A 23,576-nucleotide genomic window follows, 5' to 3' on the forward strand; every position below is an offset into this window, starting at 1 on the left:
GGAATTTGGTAGGGAACGGAACAGAAAGCGCGCGGAAAACCCAGCCAGCTCGTCGGAAGCTGAAAAACGGGGCTGGTTGAGCAAAAGAAACAGGTCAGGAAAAAGCCCGCGTACCGGGCCGATAAACCCCGGCTGTTTTAGTCGGCGGCATCGGCCCGGTATGCGGGGCCGCTACTTCACGATGACCAGGCGGGTGGTGTGCACGGTGCCGTTGCTGAGCAGGCGGCAGGTGTAGAGGCCGGCGGGCAATGCGGTGCTGTTCAGGCGGACTTCATAGTCGCGGCCCGCTTCGGTCGGGCCCTGGTAGAGAGTAGCTACCACCTGGCCCAGGGCGTTGTGCACCAGCAACTGAGCCGTGGCCGGGGCGGCCGGCCGGAAACGCACCACCGTGTAGTCGGCGAAGGGGTTGGGGAAGGCTTCGACCAATGCGGGCCGGCTGGCTACTGCTGGCTGCGGGGTGGCCTGGCCCGGCACGGTGGCCGGGGAGCAGGCACCCAGCTGGTCGCCGTGCTGAGCGAGGTGAACCGCCACGGCATTCGGCGATACGCACAGCGCGTTGCCGTTGTGGCACAGTGCCACTTTATCGTTCTTATTGCCGCAGCGCACGTCGATTACCGTGATGGTAACCGTGACGCTGGCGACGCAGCCGAATTCGTTGGTAGCCAGTACGGTGAGCGTATAGGTGCCCGCCGCTGTGGGCGTGAATACCGGGCTGGCGCTGGCGGTGCTGCTCAGGCCGGTGGCCGGCGTCCAAGCGTAGGAAGTGTAGCCCGTCGCGGTGCCGTCAGTTGCCGTCAGCGTGAGGCTTTGCGCGCCGTAGCCGAGGGAAATAGTCTGCGGGTCGAGGCCGGTGGCGGTGTTGTCGGAGCGGCTCACGCTGATGTTCACGGCGGGCTTCACCCCGATGACGGTAACAACGGCCGGGGCCGAAGCCACGTTGCCGTTTATGTCCGTCACGGTCAGCAGCACAGCATTGTCGCCGATGGTGGCGCAGTCGAAGTTGGTTTTGTCGAGGGTCAAGGTGGCTACAGCGCAGTTGTCAGCCGAGCCGTTGTTTACCTGCTCCGCCGTTACCGTGGCCTGCCCATCCGAACCCAGCGTTACGCGCACGTTGCGGGTGCTTACGGTTGGGGCCAGCGTGTCTTCCACCACTACCTGCTGTGTGGCCGCGGCCGAGGTGCCGTCGGCAAAGGCGAAATTCCAGCTGATGACAAACGTGCCCTGAACGGAATATTCTACCGCATCAGTAGTCGTGGCCGTAACGGTGGTGCTGCAGTTGTCGGGGGCGGTGGGCGCGGTAGCCGTTACCGAGCAGGCGCCGGTCAGCGCGGGGAGCGTAATGGCCGGGCGGCTGCCGGTCTGAGCCTGGGCCGGCGCAGTGTAGCGCGAATACAGGCCAGTAGCTTTGGTGCGCACCTGGTAGTAGTAGCGCGTGCCGAAACGCAAGCACTGGTCGGTGTAGGTAGTGGCGTCGGCGTTGGTGGTAGCCAGCGGGGCGTAGGTGATGCCGTCGGTGGAGCGGGCTATTTCGAAGCCGGTTTCGTCCGCCGTGTTATCGGTCCAGCTCAGGGTAATAGCGGTGCCGGCGGCCGTGGCCGTAAGCTGGGCAGGCGGGGCCAGCACCGAGTCGCGCAGGCTCTGGATGTAGGCCGTGTTGCCCGGGCCGAAGCCGTAGCCCCAATTTAGCGTCGTACTCTTGCTCAGCGCGCCCTTGGCCCCGTTGTAGTCGGTTAGGTCCTGGGCGGGGCTCAGCGGGTAATGGAAAGTGCCGCCGCCCGCGTCGGTGCCATCGGGCGAGGTCATTTTGGCCCCCGTTACCGACAGATACAGAGCCGAGGGCACACCCGCGCTGCCGCCGCCTTTGGTAGCATACGTGTGAATGGCCCCCGCCACACCGGCCGCCGTGCCCGTCTTCACCATCACCATATCGTACTGCGTGATATTGAAGGAGGTACCAGTCGATAAATTGGTCAGGTACGTGGGGTTTTCCAGCAACAAGTCCAGCGTGAAATCCGAGGCATCAGCATCCTGCACGTAGCCCGCGGGCCCGGCTAGGCGGCGCAGCACGATGGTAGTACCTCTGCGCAGGTCACTCCAGAACGCCGTGTTGTTGAAGCGAAACTTGCCGCCGTTGTCGGCCGTGTTGTTGGTTTCAAAGTCCTTCACCACCAGGTTGCGCCCGTCGAGGTGGTCCTGAACTACGAGCAACTCCACGGCGTCGAGGTTGCCGTTGGCGTCGTTCGAGCCGTTGTAGATGCGGTTTACCACGATGCTCGGCGGCGTGAAGGCCTGATTGCGCAGGCTCTGGATGTAGCTGCTGTTGCCCGCCCCGAAGCCGTAGCCCCAGCTGCGACTGGCGCTGGTGCTACTGGCCGCGCTGGTGCCGTTGTAGTCAGTAGTGCCTTGGGCCGGGTTGAGCGGGTAGAGAAAAGCACCCGTAGCCAGGGCAGCATTGAAGACCAGTTTGGTCCCGGTAAGGCCGGTGTAGAGGGCACTGGCACTGCCATTGTTCGAAACGAGGGCGTGTACCGCGTTATCAATGCCGCTGGCCGCACCGGTTTTCAGCAGCACCATATCGGTATTGGTCAGGTTGAAATTCTGGCCAGCCCCCGATAAATCGGTCAGGTACGTGGAGTTTTCCAGCAGCATATCCACCGTGAAATCCGAGGCGTCCACGTCCGGGGTGTAGCCCGTGATGCCCGAGGTCAGGCGGCGCAGCACGATGGTGGTGCCAATGCGCAGATCCTTCCACAGGGCATTATCCCGGAACTGGATTTTGCCGCCGTTATCCAGCGTTAGGTTGGCTTCAAAGTCCTTCACGATCAAGCCGCGAATATCGAGGTGGTCTTGCGTCACGAGCAATTCCACCGCGTCGGTCGAGCCATCCGAAGTCGAGCTGCCGTTGTAGATGCGATTCACCACGATGCCCGTGAGGGGCTGCTCGGCAAATGTCAGCTTCGAGAAGTTGAAGCCCCCGCTTACGATGTCAAGCTTCAACGTGGCGTTGGGCGAAGCCTCCAGGTACACATTATTGATAACCAGATCCTGATAAGTCCCGAAGCTGCCCGTGGCGGGCACGGCCACCACACCGGTACGCTCCACATCGTTCACCAGCAGCCGCACCGAGCCCGTGGAAGTGGCGCCCGTCGATACCCGCACCCGCAGCTGGTAGAGGCCGGTGCGCAGCACGTTCACCGTGTATTTCAGCCACTCGCCGCTGGCCGTGTAGCCCACTTCACCCAGGCCTTCGCCGCTGTTGCTCGTGTCGACGCCTTCGTTGGGGCGGGGCGCTTTGGGGTCGGCGGTGGTGCCCCGGTTGGCCGTTTCCGTGTCGTGGTAAGCCACGTTTTCGCCGCCGTTATCGTATTCAATGGCCTTCACCACGCCCGGAATGGCGGGAATAGTGCCGGGGTAGGGCGTACGGATGCAGCTGCTGACGGGCAGGTAGTTCGCCTTGGTCGTTACAATGGTGGTGTCGGCATTCACCAGCGTCAGGGAAATGGTTTTGTTGCCGGCCGAGGCGTACGTCACCGCAATCGGGCCCCGGCCGGTGCTGGTGGCCGGCGTGGCGCCCGCGCCAAAATCCCAGCTGATTGACGAGGCTTCACCCAGCACCGTGGCCGTGAAGGTTACTGCTTCGGGGGCCACGCAGGTAAAGGTTTTATCCGCCGAAAACGACGCCAGCGTCACGCTCTGGTCGGGGCTGAGGTAGGTGGGCGGCAACGTCTGCTGGGCGTGCTGCAGCGAGTACACAATCTTCTTCGTTAGCGCGCCCTGGCTGTTGAAGAGCAAAACCAGCGTCGATTGGGCATAAATCCGGTCGTTGTAGGCCGCATTGATGCCGGCCGGCACGTTGATTTTCAACGGCGCCGTGCCGGGCACCGTAGCGGCGTCCAGCTGCACTGTGAAATCGTAATTCGTTATGTCGCTTTCGTTCAGCACCATCACGGCGGTGGTACCGTGGTCGGTGCTGCTGAGTACTTTCACGAGGGCCTGGTTGTCGGTGGCGTTGAGGTTGGTGCCGTGCAGGTTTTCCGCTACCAGCATCTCGTGCCAGTAAGCCGAGCGGGGCTTGACGGTAGCGGCCGTCGGGCCGTCGAGGTAGCCCAGGTCACCGGTGCCGCGCGCCCCGCTGCCCTCGTGGATGGACCACGGCTGCATCGACACGCCCTCGTACTTCATGCCCACGCCAAATACCTCGGCCCAGTACTGCCCGTTCAGAAAGGAATGCACACCCACGCCTTCCACCGTGTTGGCAGTGGGGTTGGCGTAGTCGATGTTGAATTCGGTGAGGGCCCAGCGCAGGGCGTTGGCGCCGGTGCGGTTGTGCAAGGCGTTGGCCTTGGCCATCAAACCCAGCAGGTTTGTCACGTTATTAGTCAGCGTCTGAGCGGCCCCCAGCACGGCGGTGCGGGTCTGGGTGCCATTGAAGGCGTAGCTGTGGAAGGAGATGACGTCGATGTAGTAGCGGCCGTTGGCATCGGTGCCGGTAATGTCGTTGGCGCCGCCCACCAGCGCGGGGAAGTAGCCATTGTACGAGGCGTTTTCGGGGCCCACGGTCAGAATAGTGGGGTCCACGGCTTTCATGGCTGAGGCAAAGGATTTGATGTAGGTGGCCACGCCCGCCACGCTCACCGGGTTAGGCTGCGCGGTGTTATTCAGGTCAGGCTCGTTGCCGATAATCCAGTACTTCACGTTGCGGCCCATCGTGAGGTTGACGTACTGCACTACCTGCGCTGCCTGCGCGGCCGTGAACCGGCCCCGTCCTTCCGATACCTGCACCATGGGCTCGGCCCCGATGCGCCGGATGGAGTCAATCAGGGCAATGTATTGCGCGTTGGTCACCAGGTTGGAGTTCGGGCCGTTACCGCCGATGCGAATCATGCGCACCTTCGAGCGTTGCACGATTGGCCAGAGCTGATCGAGCTGCCCGTTATACACGGTGCTGCCGTAGGCCTTGGGCAGCCAGGCATTCTGGCCCGCCAGATACGGCGAAATAGCCTGCCCGAAGCCGTCCGACAGCGTCAGGAGGCTAAGCAGAAAAACGGATAAAGCTTTTTTCATGCGGGGGAATTTTGGAAAGTGTAGAAGTGGAGCGGAACCTGAAGGTGGAAGCGCCAGCCCGAGCCGCGCCCAAAAAATCAGGGCAATACAATGGCCGTCGGCGCTGTGGGGCAGCATCGAAAGGCGGTAGGCGGAGCCCGAAATGGTGGCGTGGCCCCAAAGCAAAAGCAGGATGCGGGCAGCGCGGCCGGCCGGGGCAGCTGGGCTTAGCGTCAGCCAGGCGACGAAGCGCCGGGAGAAGCCGGGGCAGGCAGCTGCGGGTCAATAAAGGTTGAAAAAGCCCCCGGTAAATGACAGCAAGTCACCGGATTTATCTACGGAAACGTTTGCAGTGATTTTCGCCGGTTTGGAAGTTCGGCAAGCGGCCCGCCTGCTTTGCCTGGACCGTTGCCAAGCCCTATGAACGCAAAACGCGGCGCCTCCCTGCCGGGAAACGCCGCGTTGCGGTAGCTAAAAGGGCGGTTTACTCAATCACGATACGGCGGCCGGTGGTCTGGCCTTCGGTAGTGAGACGGAGCAGGTAAATGCCTTTGGCCAGACCTTCCAGCGCCAGCGGGTGGCGAGTGGCCGGGGCATCGTGGCGCACCTGCTGGTGCAGCACAGGGCGGCCCAGGGCATCAAGCAGGTCAGCCGAAATGGTGCGGGCCGGGCCTTCCACCAACAGCGTCAGCACGTCGTGGGCCGGGTTGGGGTAGCACGAAATGCTCAGGTCGCGCAAAGCCGAAACCGTAGCATCGGGACCCACAATGGTAAGGCGCACTGTGGTGGCCGGGCTCACGCAGGCATTCAGCGAATCGACCACATAGTAGGTGTAGAGGCCCTGGGCGGTACGGCCGGTGGCAAAGCTGGAGCCGGCAAACACCCGTTGCGTAAGAGCCGCGTCGGTGTACCACACGGCCGTGCCGAGCGTGGCCGGCGTGGCCGTCAGGTTGGGAATGGGCTGGCCCTGGATGCCGAACTGGTTGGGCGCGGCCGGAGCCGTGCGAGCTGCAGCAGTGAATTCAAACGCGCCGATGTCGGGCGTGGTGGCATTGCGCGGGTTGCCGGCAAAGTCGATGGTAACGCCGGCTACGGGGCGGGCTTTGCCGTCGAGGTTGCAGTTGGCGTTGGCCACGGGCCGCAGGTCGCCGGGCAGAATCTGGCTGAATACGGGGTTGGTAACCAGACTGCTGGCGTCCTGGGTCGTAATGGTGCGCAGGGCGGCCAGCGTAGCACGGTCGGCACCATTCAGATAAGCCAGGCTGGCCTTGTTGCCCTGAGCTGAATAGGCGTTGTTGTCAATCAGGGTAAACGGTGAGGCTGTGGCGGCCGAATACAGGGCGTAGGTTTTGCCGCCGGCCGGTGTGGCCGTCTGCCGGTTCACCAAAATGTTGTTCACCAGCGTTACGTCCGTCACGGTAGCGGCCGCGGTAACGGCCGCGGAAACCGGCGTATCACCTTCGTTGATGGTACCGGTGAGCAGGATGGAGTTGAAGCCCAGCTTGTAGCCGCCACCCGAGGTAAGGTAGATGCCCTGGGGCGTGAAGGCTACACCGTCGTCGCCCGCACTCAGCAGGTCGGTAATGACGTTGTTGACCACCGAGATATTGGCATTAGTGCCGGTAGCCGACAGCCGGATTCCCTGGGCTCCGTAGCTGTTGGTGCCGCCGGTGCCGGTGTGCACGATGTCCCGAATCAGGTTGTTGGCAATCAGGCCGTCGGTGGAAGTAGAGCCCACCACGATGCCGGCCACGGACGGGCTAACGGCCCGCGTGATGCCCACGACGTTGTTGTTGTTTACCGCGAAGCCCTGGGTAGCCGTTATAACGATGCCGCTGGTGCCGATTTTCTCGGTGGCCGTGCTACCGCCGATGGAGTTATTGGCGGCGGTGAAGTTGACGCAGTTGGCCTGGGCCTGAATGCCGGTGCCGGTACGCATGATGGTGCAGCCGCGCACGGTACCGTTGGTAGCACCGCTGAAAGCCACGCCGTAGGCCGCCGCGGCCGTGCCGCCGGTGATGCCCAAGCCGCGCAGGGTCACGTCGTTGCCCGTCACGAACACGCCGCCGCTGCTGGCCGCCGTGCCGTTATTGGTGAGCGTCAGGCTGCTGGTCGAGCTGGCGGTGGCGCCCTCAATCGTTACGTTGCTGGCATCAATAATCAGGATGGGCGCGGTGGCAGTGCTGGCGGCCGTGAGGGCCACGTTGCGGTTGGCCACCGGCCGCACGGTTACCGAGTTGGTGGTGCTCGAGCCGGTGTTAGCGTTGAAGGTAATCGGGAAGGTTTCGGTAGGGTAGGTAGCGTCCAGCAGCGTGAGTACCAGCGCGCCACCCAGCTCCTTGTTGTTCAGGTCAGTTACAGCAGCCGTCAGGGTGGGATAATCAGCGGTGGCAGCCGTACCCACGGTTTTGATGCCGCTCAGCAAAGCCAGCACGCGGTAAGCCGCCGGCTTGGTGGGCGCACTGGTAATGGCCGCCACCGAGGTAGCCGCGAAGCCCGCGCTGGGCACGGCACTCACGTTGGGCGTAGCGGCCAAATCCTGGGCCACCACGAAGTATTGAATCGAGTCGTTGGGGGCGGGGGCGGCCTGCAGCTTGCTCACGTCCAGCACGAAGCTGAAGGTTAAGGCCGCTCCGGCGGTGCCTTCCGTCCATTTCCAGCCGTTGCCGGTGGCGTTGTTGGGGGCCGTGAATACGCTGGCGTCAGTCTTCTTCTTGTAATAGAGGCGCGGGGCCAGGCCGGCGCTGACATTCACGCCGCGCGGGTCCGAAATGCTCACACCGCTCAACGTACGGTTGCCGAAGCTGGCCGTGTTGGGCAGAGGCTGATACGCAATGCTCGGTCCGGTTACGTCCACCACCTGGAACGTGCCTTCGTCGGCGCCCAGGTCGGGTGTGGCCACGGTGCGAGCCGCGTTGTCGATGTCCGTCGGCACTGGCAAGGGCGAACTGGCCAGGTTCAGGCCGCCGCTTTCGGCCTGGGTAGGGGAGCCCGGCAGCAGGTGCGGGTCGGTGAGCGGGTTCACGAAGGGCACGTTTTCCGTCACAGCACTCTGGTCGGCCGGGGCCACGCGGGCTTTGTACTGGGCCAGGGTCTGGTCGAGGCCGGGCGTGGTGGCCACGCCGTAGAAAATCGGCTTCTCGGGCGAGGGGGTGCCGGCGTACCACAGGTTGTTGTTGGAAGCGGCGGCAATGTTGGTCAGCGCGGCGGTGCTTTTGAAAAAGGCTGCCGCTACTCCGCCGCCCCCGCTGGGCAACGTCATCAGGTTCACGAAGATGTTGTTGCGCAAATCAACCGGCGGTGTGCCCGAAATGTAGAACGCGCCGCTTTTGTTGGCTGCCGCCGTGGGCGCGCCGGTCAGCACTACCGTGTTGTGGTAGCAGTAATTGGCAGTGCCACCCCGGAAGCTGAGGGCCCGCACCGAGGTGCCCGCCGTGCTGGCCAGCGCCCGGATGTCGTACACGAAGTTGTTGTAGACGTAGTTCGTGGTGCCGGCCGTAATATCCATACCCGAGGCAAAACCCGAGGTGCCGGTGGCGGCAATGTCGTAGGTGTAGTTGCGGTAGATGATGTGCGTCAGGCCGCTATTTACATAAATGCCCTGGGCGGCGGCCGTACTGGCCGTACCCGTCAGGGCGTGCACGCGGTTGTCGAAGATGTCAGCCGTGTTGTTGGTACCCGTCGAGTAGATGCCATACACGGCGCTGGTGCCCGTGAGGCCCGAAACCTCCGTGCCCGATACCTTCAGGGCCGTTTGGTCACGCAGGTAAATGCCGTACACGATGCCCGTGGGCACGTTGCCGGTGCCGGCCCCGATGGTCAGCACGCGGCTGGGCGCGCCGCCGGGTATCATCCCGATTTCGTTGCCGTTGTCGTAGAGCGTGGTGCCCGCGTCGAGGTTGTAGCCAAAGTAGCAGTCCTGCAGCGTGTTAGACAGGAAACGGTTCAGGTTGTTGTCGCCATCCTGCACAAATACCCCGGAGGTTTTGGTGGTATTGGCGCGGTTCAAATCCACGGTGCTGTTCTGCACCAGGTTGTTGGTAGCCCCGTTTTTCAGCCAGAAGCCAAACTCCAGCTGCTGCGCGGCCGTGGTATTAGCCGCCGCGTCCGTTATATCGATGCCGTCGAAAGTCACATAGTCGGCCCCGTCGAGGGTCAGGCCCGCGTCGGTGGCGCCGGTGCCGGTGCCCTGTAGTCGGGGGTTGGCGCCGGTGCCGTCTTTCTGAAATACGATGCGGCCCGCCGCCGTGCCGCTGGCCGTAATAGCCGGGGCAAGCTCGGCAAACACGCTGCCGCTCTTCACCTGAAACGTGACGCCGGCCGGGCCCGCGCCGCCGGTGTTCAGAGCCGCAATGGCTGCCCCGAAGGTGGCGTAGTTGTTGGCGCCCGAGCCGTTCGGGTCAATGGTTTTGGTGCCGGTGAGTTGGGCGGTAGCCGTGTGTGCCAAGCCCAGCAGCAGCAGAGGGTAGAGAAGGTGCTTCATACGCAATAGGAAGTGAGGAAATCGACTGGAAAAAATCCTGTTCAAGATAGATAAAATCGGGGTTTTCGGGCTTGGAGTATTTCGGTGGGAAGCCGGCCGGCTTGCCATTTCGTATGCTTCACCGGTTTATGCGAATCGGGCCCACAATGGGTTAAGCGGCTGATTATTTTGCGAATCGGCCGCACAAAACGGCCGCCGACCGGTTAATCAGCTGCCGCCAAGCTCCACAGCAATAACCTTGGGCCGCCTTAGCTCGTCAGTAGTGTTTCCTCTATGGCTTCTATTCCTGCTTCCGCCGACATGATTTCTTCGCCTTATCCGGCGGGCACGGTGCGCGCCCTGCTGGCCACCGACCAAGTGAGCCCGCCCACCCGCGCCGCCCTGGAAGCCCGGCTGCTGGCCCCCGCCTACGAGCCCCAGTTTTTCGATGCGGCCACCTACGAGCTGCTGCGCATGGTGGCGGCCCGCCTGTTTCCGCAGCCCGACCGCCCCGAGCCCATCGAGCTGGCCCCCGCCCTCGACCAGCGCCTACTCACGGGCGGCTCCGACGGCTGGCGCTACGACGTGCTGCCCCCCGACCGGGAGGCGTACCGGCTGGGGTTGGGCGGTATCCGGGAAAGTGGCCGGGTTATGTTCGGCGCTCCGTTTGAGCACCTCACCGACTTGCAGCAGGACGTGGTGCTGCAAGCGGTGCAGAATGAAACCGCGCCGGGCCCGATCTGGGAAACGCTCTCGGCCGGCCGCTTCTTCGAAGAGCTGCTGGCCGAGCTGACCGAAACCTACTACGCCCACCCGCTGGCCCAGGAGGAAATCGGCTATGCCGGCCTGGCCGACCTGCCCGGCTGGACTCACATCGGCCTCAACGAAAAAGAAGCCCGCGAACCGGAAGAAGCGAAATAGTGAGACGGTGAACTGGTGAGTTGTCGTTCCAACCGCGCAAACCGCGCAGACCGCGCCACCAGAACATTAAACGCACTATTTCACCATCTCACTATTCCACTTTTTATGCCCGAAGAAGAAACCCTGGAAGAAGGCGTTTTGAACCCAGTGAAGCCGGAAATTCAGGACCCACTGCTACAAAGCCTGCTGGCCGATACGCCGCTGGCGGAAACGCCCATTGTGCCCGCGCCCGCGCCGCTGGAAATTCCGCTGCCCGCCGAAACCGTAGACTGCATCGTTATCGGCACCGGGGCTGGCGGGGCGCCGCTGCTGGCCCGGCTGGCTATGGCTGGCCTGAAGGTGGTGGCGTTGGAAGCCGGCCCCTGGCACGACCCGAAAAAGGACTTTGCCACCGACGAAAAAGCCCAGGAGTTTCTGTTCTGGAACGACGAGCGGCTTTCCGCCGGCAAAGACCCGGTGGCTTTCGGCAAAAACAACTCCGGCACCGGCGTGGGCGGCTCCACGCTGCACTACACGGCCTACACCCCGCGCCCCCAACCCGCCGACCTGCACCTGCACCGCGACTTCGGCGTGGGCGTCGACTGGCCCTTCGGCTACGAAGAGCTGGAGCCGTATTTCGAGGAGCTGGAGCAGTTTCTGGGTATTTCCGGCCCTACTCCCTACCCCTGGGGTCCGAGCCGCCGCAAAGGCTACCCGCTGGCCCCACTGCCCCTCAACGGCGCGGCTCAGTTGATGCAGCGCGGCTGCGAAACGCTCGGCATCCGCACTTCACCGGCCGCCAACGCGGCGCTGTCGGCGCGCTACTACCAGGAAGGCGTGGGCTGGCGCGAGGCCTGCACCAACCGCGGCTTTTGCCAGGCCGGTTGCACCACCGGTGCCAAAGCCAGCATGGACGTCACGTTTCTGCCCCTGGCCGCCGCCCACGGCGCCGATATCCGGCCGGGCTGCTACGTCACGGAAATTGAGCGGGACGAGGCGGGCAAGGTTACCGGGGTGGTATACCAGCAAAACGGCCAGGAGCAGCGGCTGCGCTGCCGCCATTTATTTCTGTGCGCCGGTGCCATCGAAACGCCCCGGCTGCTGCTGCTCAACGAGCTGGCGCTGAGCAGCGGGCACGTGGGCCGCAACTTCATGTCGCACACGGCCATTCAGGTGTTCGGTACGTTTTCGGAGGCGGTGCGGCCCTTTAAAGGTATTCCCGGCGCTTTGATTTCCGAAGAAACCCACCGGGCCAAAGACGCGGATTTTGCTGGCGGCTATCTGCTGCAAAGCATTGGCATCATGCCCGTCACGTTTGCCGGGCAGGTGGCCCGGGGCCGGGGCTTCTGGGGTCCGCAGTTGCGTAGCTATATGCAGCAGTACAACCACGTAGCCGGTATCAACATTCTGGGCGACTGTCTGCCCCACGCCGACAACTTTCTGGAGCTGGCCGAGGAAAAAGACGCCCGCGGCTTTGCAAAGCCCCGGGTGCACTTCACCAACCACGACAACGAAATCCGGATGACCAACCACGCCGAAAAGCTGATGCGCCGCATCTGGGAAGCCGCCGGGGCCACCGACATCTGGGCCTTTCCCCGCTCGGCCCACATCATCGGCACGGCCCGCATGGGCCTCTCCGGCGATGATGCGGTGGTGGATACCAACGGCAAAGCCTTCGACGTGCCTAACCTCTACATCTGCGACAACTCAGTATTTCCCAGTGCCTTGGGCGTTAACCCCGCCCTAACCATTATGGCCCTGGCCCTGCGCACCGCCGACAAGTTTCTGGAAAACCAGAAGTAGACGCCAGAACGACAATTCCCCTCCTTTTTTCAAGGAGGGGTGCCCGAAGGGCGGGGTGGTTCAATCGTTGTTTAGCTGAACGATTACTGCGTGCTCAAACAATTTGCCACTCAAGGTTTTATCAAACTAAACAACATCAGCTAGCGAGGTCAACCACCCCCGACCCCTCCTTGTCTAAGGAGGGGAGCTTTGTTCAAGCGACATCACATGGCCAAAGACTTTTTAAAGCACATCAAAGCCCGGTTTGGGGAAGGCAACTACGCCGGCGACGAATACGGCGGGGCCGGGGGGCGCGACGGCAGCGGCCTACCCACCGGGGAGCCCGGCAACTTCATGTTTGCTACCGGCATCGAGTGTTCCTACCCCACCATCGACAATGGCAAAACCCGCCGCGACCTGCTGGCCGAGTGTGGCCACTACGACCGGTGGAAGGAAGACCTGGCGCTGGTAAAAGATATGGGCCTGAAGGTGTTGCGCTACGGCCTGCCCTACTACAGCATCCATCTGGGGCCCGGCAAGTACGACTGGGAATTTGCCGACCAGGCCATGGCCGAGATGCAGCGCCTGGGAATAACCCCGATTCTGGACCTGCTGCACTTCGGGGTGCCCGATTGGCTGGGCGACTTCCAGAACCCCGAGCTGCCCGTGTACTTTGCCGAATACGCCGAGGCCGTGGCCCGGCGTTACCCCTGGGTGCGCTACTATACGCCCGTCAACGAGATTTTCGTGACGGCCCGCATGAGCGCCAAGGACGGTATCTGGAACGAGCAACTTAAGTCGGATCAGGGCTTCGTGACGGCCATCAAGCACCTGACTGCGGCCAGCATCATGGCCAACCAGCAGATTGCCCAGGTGCGGCCCGACTGCATCATCGTGCAAAGCGAATCGGCCGAGTACATCCACGAGCTGCGCGCCAACCCCTGCGCCCGCATCAAGTTGGAAAACAAGCTGCGCTTTCTGGCCCTCGACCTGCTCTACGCCCACCACCCCGACGCCGACGTGCTCAACTACCTGTACGACAATGGTATGACCCGGGAGGAGTATGACTGGTTTATGGCCGGTGAGCCGCCGGGCTACCAGGTGATGGGCAACGACTACTACGGCCGCAACGAGCGAATCATTCTGCCCAACGGCGAGGAGTGTACCAGCATGGACGTGCTGGGCTGGTACAACATCACCCATGAATATTACCTGCGCTACCGCAAGCCGGTGATGCATACCGAAACCAACGTCTTCAACGCCCATGAAGCGCCCACCTGGCTCTGGAAGCAGTGGGTCAACATCCTGCGAATGCGCGAGGAAGGTATTCCCGTGCTGGGCTTCACCTGGTATTCCCTTATCGACCAGGTAGACTGGGATATAGGCCTGGCTCAGAAAGTGGGCAAGGTTAACGCCTGTGGCCTGTTTGATCTGGACCGCAACCCCCGTAAAGTATCCGAAGCCTACCGCCAGCTACTCCAGGAATATGGCCAAATAACCATTGTGCCCCACGGCGAGATGTTCCAGGTCACGAAGCAGCCGGCTACGCTGAAGGTGGAGGTGTAAGTACAGAAACGTGTCATTGCGAGGAACGAAGCAATCTGTCCTCTACGAAGTGACCAATATACTTTTACCAGAAAGCCCTTAATCGTTGCAACGATTAAGGGCTTTTCAGTTTAGAAGGATCCGCACATTTCAGAGGACGGATGGCTTCGTTATTCTTCCTCGCAAGGATACGCAGCAAACGCCGCATAAATCAAAGAGCCGGCCTCCTTGCGGGGGCCGGCTCTTTGTGCAGAAAAAGGCAGGTTGGGTACTTACTAAGCTAAACCGTAGCGGCGGCTATATGTTCCGTGGGCATTTCCACATCCACGCCCAGGCCTTTGGCAATGGCCATGCCCAAGCGGATATCGGCGCGGAACCAGTGGCAGAGCTGGCGCTGGGTGATGAGGTCTTTCTTGGGGCCTTCGATGCCGCTCATGGCACCCACCACGTTGCTGATCAGGTTGCGCTGCGCCTGAGCGTCGAGCAGGCGGAACAGGTTGCCGGCCTGGGTGTAGTGGTCGTCGTTGCCGGGGCCTTCGTTCCGGTCGTAGCGGGCCGCGAAGCCGTCCAGCGCCTGGGCGGGCTCACCCTGGGTTTTGTCTTCCACCGGACCGTCGAAAGAGTTGGGAAAGTAGTTGGGGCCGGGGCCGCCGTTGTCGCCGAGGGCCATGCGGCCGTCGCGCTGGTAGTTGCTGAAGCCGAAGGGGCAGGCATTTACCGGCAGGTGCTCATAGTTGGCGCCCAGGCGGTAGCGGTGGGCATCGGGGTAGCTCAGGATGCGGCCCTGCAGCATCTTATCGGGCGAGTAGCCGATGCCGTCTACCACGTGGGCGGGGGCAAATGCGGCCTGTTCCACGTGGGCATGGTAGTTTTCGGGAATGTGGTTGAGCTCCATCACGCCCACTTCCTGGAGCGGAAACTCGCCCTGGGGCCACACTTTGGTCAGGTCGAAGGGGTTCCAGCGGAAGTCGCGGGCCTGCTCCTCGGTCATGGTCTGGATAAACATCGTCCAGCGTGGGAAGTCGCCGTTGTCGATGGCGTCTACCAGGTCGTGCTGGGCGAAGTCGGCATCCTCAGCCTTCATCAGTCTGGCTTCCTCGTCAGAGAAATTTTTCACGCCCTGCTGAGTCCGGAAGTGAAATTTCACCCAGGTCCGCTCATTCGCGGCGTTAATCAGCGAGAAGGTGTGGGAGCCGTAGCCATGCATGTGCCGGTAGCCAAAGGGTGTGCCCCGGTCCGACATCAGAATCGTGACCTGGTGCAGGCTTTCGGGGTTCAGGCTCCAGTAGTCCCACATCATCGTAGGCGACTTGCGGTTGGAGCGCGCCTCCCGCTTCTGGGTGTGAATAAAGTCGGTGAATTTCAGCGGGTCTTTCACGAAGAAGACCGGCGTGTTGTTGCCCACCAAATCCCAGTTGCCGTCTTCGGTGTAGAATTTCAGGGCGAAGCCGCGGGGGTCGCGCTCCGTGTCGGCCGAGCCTTTCTCGCCGCCCACGGTGCTGAAGCGGGCAAACATCCGGCACTGGTTGCCGACCTGGCCGAAGAGCTTGGCCCGGGTCAGGTGGGTGATGTCGTGGGTGACGGTGAACTTGCCGTAGGCGCCGCTGCCCTTGGCGTGCACCACACGCTCGGGAATCCGCTCCCGGTTGAAGTGCGCCGACTTCTCGTGCAGGAAATAATCCTGGAGCAGCAGCGGCCCGCGGGCCCCGGCCGACTGGGAGTTCTGGTTATCAAAAATCGGGCGACCTGAAGCGGTAGTCAGCTTCTTCGGTTGAGTGGATTCTTCCATAGGAGTAGCAGAAAAAGGTTGGAGTTCAGAGCAGGCAGCCGGGTTTGGCGCTGGACAAAGGTTGAGCTTACTTCGCTATAATGAAAATTGATGTTATCGATATGCCTATAGCTTTACGTGATATTGAAAACAGCTCAGCCCTGCGCGAGTCCGCCGAAGCAGACCCGCGCAGGGCTGAGTACCGAAGGCGCTACGCGTAGCCTAAAGGCCTTGCGGACGAAACAGGTAAATAGTGGCCTGGCTGGATTTCTTACCCGCCTCGGTGGCCACGTACAGGTCGCCGCTGGGGGTAAAGGCCAAACCTTCGGCCTGGGGAAACAGGTCAACGGGCAGGGACTGGGCGGCCAGTAGCTGCCCGTTCTTATCGAGCTCCACAATGCCGTTCTGTTTGGCCGACAGCACGAATACGTGCCCGGTAACGGGGTGCACGGCTACGGCCGAAGGCGAAAATCCTTTGCCGGAACCCTTCTTCTTGCCTTTCTTCCCCGACTCGCCCGCTGAAGATTCCGCAACCGGGCTGGAGCCGCGAATGGCTTCCACGTCGAGCACATAAGCAGGCTTAGCTTCGGCTTTGAAGGTTTCGGGATTCAGACGGTAAATGGCGCGCTGCCCAAAGGAGAGGCCCGCGCCCGGCTCGTCTTTGCAGGCTACCAGCAAGGTTTTGGAGGCCGCGTCGTAGGTCAGGCCCTCGGTTTCATTGGCGAAGCTCAGGCCGGTTTCGTATTCCTGGGTTTGGCTGCCGCTATAGCGAAACAGCTTCCCGTCGCTGCGCATAATAAACCAGTCGGAGCCCACGCGGGCCACGTCTTCGTAGTCGCCGCTGCCGCCGAAGGGAATGACGCGGTCCACTTTCTGGGTGCTCAGGTTGAACTCGTAGAGGTTGCCGGTTTCGTCTTCAATGCCGGTAATGTGGGTGCTGCCGGCCAGGGCAATGCCCGACAGCTCGGCTAGCTCCGCCGGCATGGCGTAGGTAGCGGCGGGACGGGTGAAGTCGTAGGCCATAGCGGCAGTGGGAGCGGGCGGCGCAGTGCGCTGACTTACGGTCTGCACGGGTAGCGCAGCTTCAGCGGCGGTAGAATCAGCTGCGCCGGTGGCGGGAGAGCTGCACCCGGTGGGCAGCATCAGCAGAGAAAAAAGGAGGTTTTTCATAGGAAAAGCGGTAGGAACAGAGGACGGGAAATCGGTGGGGTGGTGAATTTACTGGCTGACAATACGGTGGGTTGCCGCGGAGGTACGGCCCTGGCACTCGGCTAGTTGGCGACGCGTCTGGCGCAGCTCCTCGCTGAGGGCCAGCCAGGACGTGTCGTCTTCCTCGTTATCATCGTCGTCGTCATCGTCAACCGCCGCGGTCCGGTGGCTGACGAGCCGGGCCGTGGCGGCGGGAGCCGGAGCGGGGTCGGTTGCAGAGTAGCTCGAAAACAGCCAGTACAGGTTGAGCCCCACCGACAGCACCAGCACCATAATCCAGGCCGGCAGCGGGGGAGAGGCATTCGTGAGAGGTTTCATAGGACAGAGTGCGTAAGTACTCTGCAAAGGACCGGCCCCGACATTAACCTCACCTGAGTCTCACATTAAAAGGAGATGAACGCGCCGGTTATTTCCGGCCGGGCAGGAGCGGGGCTACAGCGCCGGGAGCCGCACCGCGGCCCGCGTGCCCCGGCCCGGCTCCGAAGTGATGGTGAGCTGGCCGGCGTGCACCTGAATAATCTTGTGGGTAATGGCCAGGCCCAAGCCGTAGCCGGGTTTGTCGCGGCCATTCTCGCCCCGGTAGAGCGGCTCCAGCATACGGCTTACTTCCTGGGCCGACAGCCCCGGCCCGGTATCGGCTATGGTGAGCAGAATGGTGGGCCGCGCCTCGTAGCCCAGCGTCACCGATACGGCTTGGTCGGAGTATTTGCAGGCGTTGTCGAGCAGGTTCAGCACGGCCGTTTCGAGCAGCTGAGCGTTGCCAAGCACCCCGAATACGTCTTCTACCGACTCGGGCCAGGTGCCAAACTCGACCTGCACGGTGCGGCCGGGGTAGCGCGCCCGGCAGGTGGCCACGGCCTGCAGCACCACATCGTCGAGCGAGACGTGGGCGCGGCGGAAGGAGGTGTCGTCGGCTTTGGCCAGGACCAGCAGGCCGTTGGTGAGGTCAATGATTTTCTGAATTTCTTCCACCGCCGAGTCGATGCTGCGCTTGGCCGTGGGCAGCTCGGTATCGTAGGCCGAGGCGGTTTCCAGGGTGCCCAGCACGTTGGCCAGCGGGGTGCGCAGCTCGTGCGAGGCGTGGGCCACGAAACTTTTCTGGTTTTCAAAGGCCTGTTCGAGCCCGCTGAGCATCTGGTTGAAGGTCATGGCCAGCTGGGCAATTTCGTCGCGCCGGTTGCCCTCGTCTACCCGCCGCTTCAGGTTGGAGGCCGTGATGCCCTTCACCTCGGCCACCATGCGTTGCAGGGGCCGCAGCGAGCGGTCGGCAAACACCCAGGCAGCCCCGATGATGAGCAGCAGCGCCCCGAAGTTGCCCCAAAGCAGAATGGAAGTCAGCGTGTCGAACTCCTTGCCCCCGAACTGGTCGCGCCCGGCCACGAACACCAGGTAGCTCTGCTTGTGGTGGCGGTAGACAATGCCCAGCGTTTCGACCTTGCCCTCCCGGAAGCGGGCCGGCTTCTTGCGCGTTATGCGGTCGAAATACTCCGCGTCGCGCGCTGAGGCGGGCTCGTCTTCCTGCGCAAGGTGAAACACCAGCCGCCGCTGCGGGTCGTAGATGCTGATGCGCTCATTGTGCATCGTGAGCAGGTCCTTTTTGCGGAAGCTGCGCAGCACGTCGGGGTCCAGGTCGAGGCGGTGAATGAGCAGGTTGGCCGTCTGCTCGGCTTTGCCCTCCAGCCGGTGGTAGAAGCGCAATTCCCGCGCCTGGGCACTGTAGTAGTAGATAAACCCCGTCAGGCAGAGCTGAATGGCAATAACCAGGGCCATAAACCGCAGGATGAGCTTATTGCGAATCAGCATGGGGTTAATGTGCTAATGTGTTGAAATGTGCTTAGGTGCTAATGCGTTGGAATGTGCTAATTCGTCTGTCATTGCGAGCAACGCGAAGCAATCCGTCCTCTGAAATGTGCCGAGCTTCCTTCCTTGAAACGCCTTTTACCACGCAAGCAATGAAGGGCTTGGTGGGTACAGGGCATGACTACCTTCGCAGAGGACGGATTGCTTCGCGTTGCTCGCAATGACAGACGAATTAGCACATTCCCCACATTAGCACCTGAGCACATTAAAAAACTACCCTTCCCGCATGACGTAGCCCATGCCCACTACGGTGTGGATGAGCTTGGGCTCGTGGCCTTTGTCAAGCTTACGGCGCAGGTGGCTGATGTAGACGTCAATGACGTTGGTGCTCGTGTCGAAGTCCAGCTCCCAGACCCGCTCGGTGATGTCGACGCGGGAAATAATTTTGCCCCGGTTCAGCAGCAGGTATTCGAGCAGGGCGTATTCGCGGGCCGTGAGGTCGATGCGCTGCCCGCGGCGGGTTACGGTTTTGCTTTCCAGGTTCAGCTCCAGGTCGGCCATGCGCAGGGTGCGCTTCACGGCCGAGGCGTCGGCGTTGCGCTTGGTCAGGGCCCGGGCCCGCAGCAGCAGCTCCTGAAACTTGAAGGGCTTCACCAAGTAGTCATCGGCCCCGGCCTCGAAGCCCAGGGTTTTGTCTTCCAGACTGTCGAGGGCCGTGAGCATGAGCACCGGCACGTGGGCATTATCGGCCCGGATCAGCCCGCAGAGCGCGAAGCCGTTGATGTGGGGCAGGTTCACGTCGAGCACAATCAAATCGTAGCTGTTTTGCCGGAACAACGACAGGCCCATCTGCCCGTCGAAGGCCACGTCCAGCTCGTAGCCTTCGTTCTGAAAGCCTTTTTGAATAAATGAGGCCAGCTTAGGCTCATCCTCAACCAGAAGTAGTTTCATGCGGGCAGCGTAAGGGAGTAGCTGAGGTACGACAGGGCTGCCAGCTGGTTGTATCAGCAGAATCAATAGCCGGGCGGGTTGTTATAGTCAACGACTATATTTGCGCCATGACCGTGCAGCAGCTCGAATACCTTGTGGCCCTCGATACCCACCGCCAGTTTGTGCTGGCGGCCGAAAAGTGCTTTGTCACCCAGCCCACCCTCAGTATGCAGCTCCAGAAGCTGGAAGAGGAGCTGGGCGTGCTGCTCTTCGACCGTACCAGCAAGGGCATCCGGCCCACGGCGGTGGGGGCCAAGGTGGTGCAGCAAGCCCGGCAGGTGCTGCGCGAGGTGCAACAGCTGCACGAGGTAGTGCAGCTCGAAAAGGGAGACCTGGTGGGCGAGCTGCGCCTGGGCGTCATCCCCACGCTGGCGCCCTACTTGGTGCCGCTGTTTCTGGTGGAGCTGGCCGAGCGGTATCCGCAGCTGCGTCTGCACGTGGAGGAGTTGCAGTCGGCCGCTATTATCGAGCGGCTCAAAGACCACACGCTGGACGTGGGCCTGCTCGTAACGCCGCTCGACGACCGGGCCCTGCGCGAAATTCCGGTGTTGGAAGAGCCGTTTCTCGGCTACGTGGCCGCCGGGCACCCGCTCTATGCCAAAGCGCTTATCGAGCCGGCCGACCTGGATGCCGACGGCCTGTGGCTCTTGCAGCAGGGGCACTGCTTCCGCCACCAGGTGCTGAATCTGTGCAACCCGCCGGCCCCGGCCACGCCCCGGCCCTACACCTACGAAAGCGGCTCCATCGAAACCCTGAAGCAGCTGGTGAGCCGCACCAACGGCTACACACTGGTACCCGAGCTGTCGGTGCTGGACGAGGTAGATACCAACCCGATGGTGAAGCGCTTCGTGGCTCCCGAGCCGGTGCGGGAAGTGAGCTTGGTGGTGCACCACGGCTTTGTGCGGCTGCCGCTGCTGGCTACTCTGCGCGACGTAATCTTGGCCAAGCTGCCCGCCCGGCTGCAGGTGGGCCGGGCCGGGCAGAAAATCCGCTGGAAGTAGCGCGGAGCTTGCGCCAACCGGCAGTGCTTTGCGTAAGCAAGTAAAGCAACTGCCTCATTCATGCCACAACCCATTGATTTACCCGCCCTGGAAGCCGGTGCCGGGCCGCTCACCTTTGTTTTTCTGCATTACTGGGCCGGCAGCAGCCGGGAGTGGCAATTGGTACTGGACGAACTGGCCCCCGATTTCCACTGCCTGGCCCCCGACCTGCGCGGCTTTGGCCTGGCGCCGGCTCCGGCCAGCGGCTACACCGTAGAAGACTACGCCGCCGACGTGCTGGCCTTCATCGGGCGGCGCGGCCTGAGTAACTTCGTGCTGGTCGGCCATTCGATGAGCGCCAAAATAGCCATGTGGGTGGCTTCGGAACCGCCCGCCGGCCTGCGCGGCCTGGTGCTGGTGGCACCCTCGCCGCCCACCATCGAGCCCATGACCGATGCCGACCGCACCGCCTCGCTCAAAGCCTTCGGCCGTCCGGAAGCTGCCGCCGCCACCGCCGATAAAATTCTGGTGCAGCCGGTAGCGGAGGCGGTAAAAGCTGTGGTCATTGAAGACAACCTGCGCGCTGCCCACCTGGCCTGGGACGCGTGGATGCGCTACGGGAGCCGCGAGGATATTTTGGCCCGCATGTGCCTGGTGCAGGGGCCCTGCCTCATCATCACTGGCGGCGCCGACCCGATTATGTCTCCCTCAGTGCACGGCCTCGAAACGCTGCCTTACCTGCCGGAGGGCACGCCCCTGGAAATTATTAGCGGGGTGGGCCACCTGCCGCCGCTCGAAGCCCCGCAGGAAGTAGCCCGGCTGCTGCGGGAGTTTGTGGCAAAGCAGGGGTTGGTAGGATAGAAGCTGTCATTGCGAGGAGGTACGACGAAGCAACCCGTCCTCTGAAATGTGCTGAGCGTCCTTCACTGAAAAGCCCTTAATCGTTGTTGCGGTTGAGGGCTTCGTGGTAAAAGGCAGTGACTACCTGCACAGAGGACGGATTGCTTCACAAGCTCGCAATGACACAAACTCATTCCCGCCCGCTTTTCCGCAACTTTACTCCCATGAAGTTTCTGCCGTTTCTCAGCCTGCTCCTCGTGGTTTCTGCCTGCGCGGTATCGCCCAAAACGGGCGCTAAGCTCCCCGATTTTTCTGCGTATCCCACCTATACCGGCTCCGACCTGGGCCTGACTTTCGTGCGCGGCCAGGCCACGCTGCGGGTGTGGGCGCCCACGGCTGAAAATATGCAGTTGAAGCTGTATGCCGAAGGCACGGGCGGGGCGCCGGTGGCAGAGTACACCATGCAGAAGTCGACGGGCGGCACGTGGGTGTACCAGCTGCCGGCCCGGCCGCCAGGGCGGTTCTATGTGGTGCAGGCTACCATTGGAGGCAAACAGATGGCCGAAGTGCCCGACCCCTACGTGCACGCCGTAGGCCTGAACGGCCAGCGCGGCGCGTTGCTCGACCCCGCCACCGTGAGTCCGCCCGCCTGGCCCGACGACCGGCGGCCCGAGCTTAAGCAGGCTACCGACATCGTAATCGGTGAAGCCCACGTGCGCGACTTATCCATGCATCCGCAGTCGGGTATTACGCACAAAGGCAAGTTTCTGGGCCTCGCCGAAACCGGTACTACGGGCCCCAGCGGTGTAAGTACGGGCCTGCAGCACTTGCAGGAGCTGGGCATTACCCACCTGCACCTGCTGCCCACCAACGACTTTGCCTCCGTGGATGAAAGCCGGCTGGCCGAAAATCGCTACAATTGGGGCTACGACCCGCGGCACTATTCCGTGCCCGAAGGCAGCTACAGCACCGACCCGGCCGACCCCGCCAGCCGCATCCGAGAGCTGAAGCAGCTGGTACAAACCCTGCACCGCCGCGAGCTACGGCTCGTGCTCGACGTGGTGTACAACCACACCGCCGACGCCGCCCGCAGCTCCTTCGACCAGCTCGTGCCCGGCTACTACTACCGCCAGCGGCCCGACGGCACCTACTCCGACGCGGCGGCCTGCGGCAACGAAGTAGCCTCGGAACGAACCATGGTGCGCAAGCTCATCGTAGAATCGGTGGCGTACTGGGCCCGCGAATACCACGTCGACGGCTTCCGGTTCGATTTGATGGGCATCCTGGATTTGCGCACCATGCGGGCCGTGCGCGTAGCTTTGGATGAAATTGACCACAGCATTTTCGTGTATGGCGAAGGCTGGACGGCTGGCAGCAGCCCCGTGCCCGAAACCGAGCGGGCCGTGAAAGCCAACCTGCCGAAGCTGGACCGCGTGGCCGCTTTCGGCGACGAGCTGCGCGACGCGGTGAAAGGCCACTACGCCCGCCAAACCGAGGCCGGCTTTGCTAGCGGGCAGCCCGGCCTGGAGGAAAGCGTGAAGTTCGGCATCGTGGCCGCCACCCAACATCCTCAGCTCGACTACGCCAAGGTAAACTACTCGAAAGCGCCCTGGGCCAACGAGCCGGGCCAGGCCATCAACTACGTGGCCTGCCACGACGATAGGGTGCTCTGGGACAAGCTCACGGTGGCCAACCCCGGCGCCTCGGAAGCCGAGCTGCTACAGATGGATTTGCTCAGCAACACCATCGTCTTCACCAGCCAGGGCGTGCCGTTTTTGCCCGTCGGCGACGAGTTTTTGCGCACCAAGGGCGGCTCCCACAACTCCTACAACCTACCCGACAGCGTGAACCAGCTCGACTGGGCCCGTAAGGCGCGGTACCAAAGCGTATTTGAGTTTTACCGCAAGCTCATTGGCCTGCGCAAAACGCACCCCGCCTTCCGCCTGCCCACCCGGGAGCTGGTCGAGAAGCACCTGGCTTTTCTGCCCGCTATGCCCGCCAACACCATCGGCTACCAGCTGCTGGGCCACGCCGGCAACGACGACTGGGGCCGCATTACGGTGCTTTTCAACGGCAACCGCGCGGCCACTGCCGTACCCGTGCCGGCGGGAAGCTACACCGTGGTACTGCGGGGCCAGGAAATCAACCAGAAAGGGCTGGGCAACGTGACGGTGGCTGCGGGCCAGCCCTTGAGCCTGCCGGCTTCCGCAGCCCTGATTCTGGTGCAGCCGTAGCCCGGAGTTGGCGCAGGCTTCGC

The 23,576-nt window shown here is 62.5% G+C and carries 13 protein-coding genes; 6 read left to right on the forward strand and 7 right to left on the reverse strand.

Features of this window, described 5'->3' with window-relative positions:
* Positions 1-171: 171 nt before the first annotated feature.
* Positions 172-5,064: a carbohydrate-binding protein gene (locus tag LGH74_RS01125; protein ID WP_226170617.1), complete on the reverse strand. Its 4,893-nt coding sequence runs from the start codon at positions 5,062-5,064 to the stop codon at positions 172-174.
* 463 nt (positions 5,065-5,527) lie between these two features.
* The gene (locus LGH74_RS01130; RefSeq protein ID WP_226170620.1) at positions 5,528-9,526 is read right to left on the reverse strand and encodes a T9SS type A sorting domain-containing protein; all 3,999 of its coding nucleotides are present in this window, start codon (positions 9,524-9,526) and stop codon (positions 5,528-5,530) included.
* 273 nt (positions 9,527-9,799) lie between these two features.
* Between LGH74_RS01130 and LGH74_RS01135 the strand changes: the two genes are divergently transcribed.
* The 3 genes from LGH74_RS01135 to LGH74_RS01145 all read left to right on the forward strand — a co-directional run bounded on the left by LGH74_RS01135 (position 9,800) and on the right by LGH74_RS01145 (position 13,753).
* Positions 9,800-10,426, forward strand: coding sequence for a gluconate 2-dehydrogenase subunit 3 family protein (locus LGH74_RS01135; protein ID WP_226170623.1), 627 nt, complete (start codon positions 9,800-9,802; stop codon positions 10,424-10,426).
* Between the two features lie 105 nt (positions 10,427-10,531).
* Positions 10,532-12,208, forward strand: coding sequence for a GMC family oxidoreductase (locus LGH74_RS01140; protein WP_226170626.1), 1,677 nt, complete (start codon positions 10,532-10,534; stop codon positions 12,206-12,208).
* Between the two features lie 207 nt (positions 12,209-12,415).
* Positions 12,416-13,753 (forward strand): family 1 glycosylhydrolase, encoded by a 1,338-nt coding sequence (locus LGH74_RS01145; RefSeq protein WP_226170629.1) that lies wholly within the window; start codon positions 12,416-12,418, stop codon positions 13,751-13,753.
* A gap of 259 nt (positions 13,754-14,012) precedes the next feature.
* On the opposite strand, the gene LGH74_RS01150 is transcribed toward LGH74_RS01145, so the two are convergent.
* The 5 genes from LGH74_RS01150 to LGH74_RS01170 all read right to left on the reverse strand — a co-directional run bounded on the left by LGH74_RS01150 (position 14,013) and on the right by LGH74_RS01170 (position 19,460).
* Complete coding sequence (locus tag LGH74_RS01150; RefSeq protein WP_226170632.1) at positions 14,013-15,521, reverse strand: catalase; 1,509 nt, start codon at positions 15,519-15,521, stop codon at positions 14,013-14,015.
* A gap of 201 nt (positions 15,522-15,722) precedes the next feature.
* Positions 15,723-16,670 carry an SdiA-regulated domain-containing protein gene (locus tag LGH74_RS01155; protein WP_226170635.1) on the reverse strand — a complete coding sequence of 316 codons (948 nt, stop codon included), beginning with the start codon at positions 16,668-16,670 and terminating at the stop codon, positions 15,723-15,725.
* Positions 16,671-16,718: 48 nt separating this feature from the next.
* Positions 16,719-17,027: a hypothetical protein gene (locus tag LGH74_RS01160; RefSeq protein ID WP_226170637.1), complete on the reverse strand. Its 309-nt coding sequence runs from the start codon at positions 17,025-17,027 to the stop codon at positions 16,719-16,721.
* A 114-nt stretch (positions 17,028-17,141) separates the two neighbouring features.
* The gene (locus tag LGH74_RS01165; protein WP_226170638.1) at positions 17,142-18,512 is read right to left on the reverse strand and encodes a sensor histidine kinase; all 1,371 of its coding nucleotides are present in this window, start codon (positions 18,510-18,512) and stop codon (positions 17,142-17,144) included.
* Positions 18,513-18,782: 270 nt separating this feature from the next.
* Positions 18,783-19,460, reverse strand: a complete 678-nt coding sequence (locus LGH74_RS01170; RefSeq protein WP_226170640.1) for a response regulator transcription factor — start codon at positions 19,458-19,460, stop codon at positions 18,783-18,785.
* Positions 19,461-19,567: 107 nt separating this feature from the next.
* On the opposite strand from LGH74_RS01170, the gene LGH74_RS01175 reads away from it, so the two are divergent.
* From LGH74_RS01175 to pulA, 3 genes are all read left to right on the forward strand, one after another.
* Positions 19,568-20,500 (forward strand): hydrogen peroxide-inducible genes activator, encoded by a 933-nt coding sequence (locus tag LGH74_RS01175; RefSeq protein ID WP_226170642.1) that lies wholly within the window; start codon positions 19,568-19,570, stop codon positions 20,498-20,500.
* Positions 20,501-20,560: 60 nt separating this feature from the next.
* On the forward strand, positions 20,561-21,340 hold the full coding sequence (locus LGH74_RS01180; protein ID WP_226170644.1) for an alpha/beta fold hydrolase: 780 nt from the start codon (positions 20,561-20,563) through the stop codon (positions 21,338-21,340).
* Positions 21,341-21,543: 203 nt separating this feature from the next.
* The gene (gene pulA / locus LGH74_RS01185) at positions 21,544-23,553 is read left to right on the forward strand and encodes a type I pullulanase (protein ID WP_226170646.1); all 2,010 of its coding nucleotides are present in this window, start codon (positions 21,544-21,546) and stop codon (positions 23,551-23,553) included.
* The last annotated feature ends 23 nt before the right edge of the window (positions 23,554-23,576 follow it).

Origin of the sequence: Hymenobacter lucidus (assembly GCF_020447265.1) — a bacterium.
GTDB classification, from domain to species: Bacteria; Bacteroidota; Bacteroidia; order Cytophagales; family Hymenobacteraceae; genus Hymenobacter; species Hymenobacter lucidus.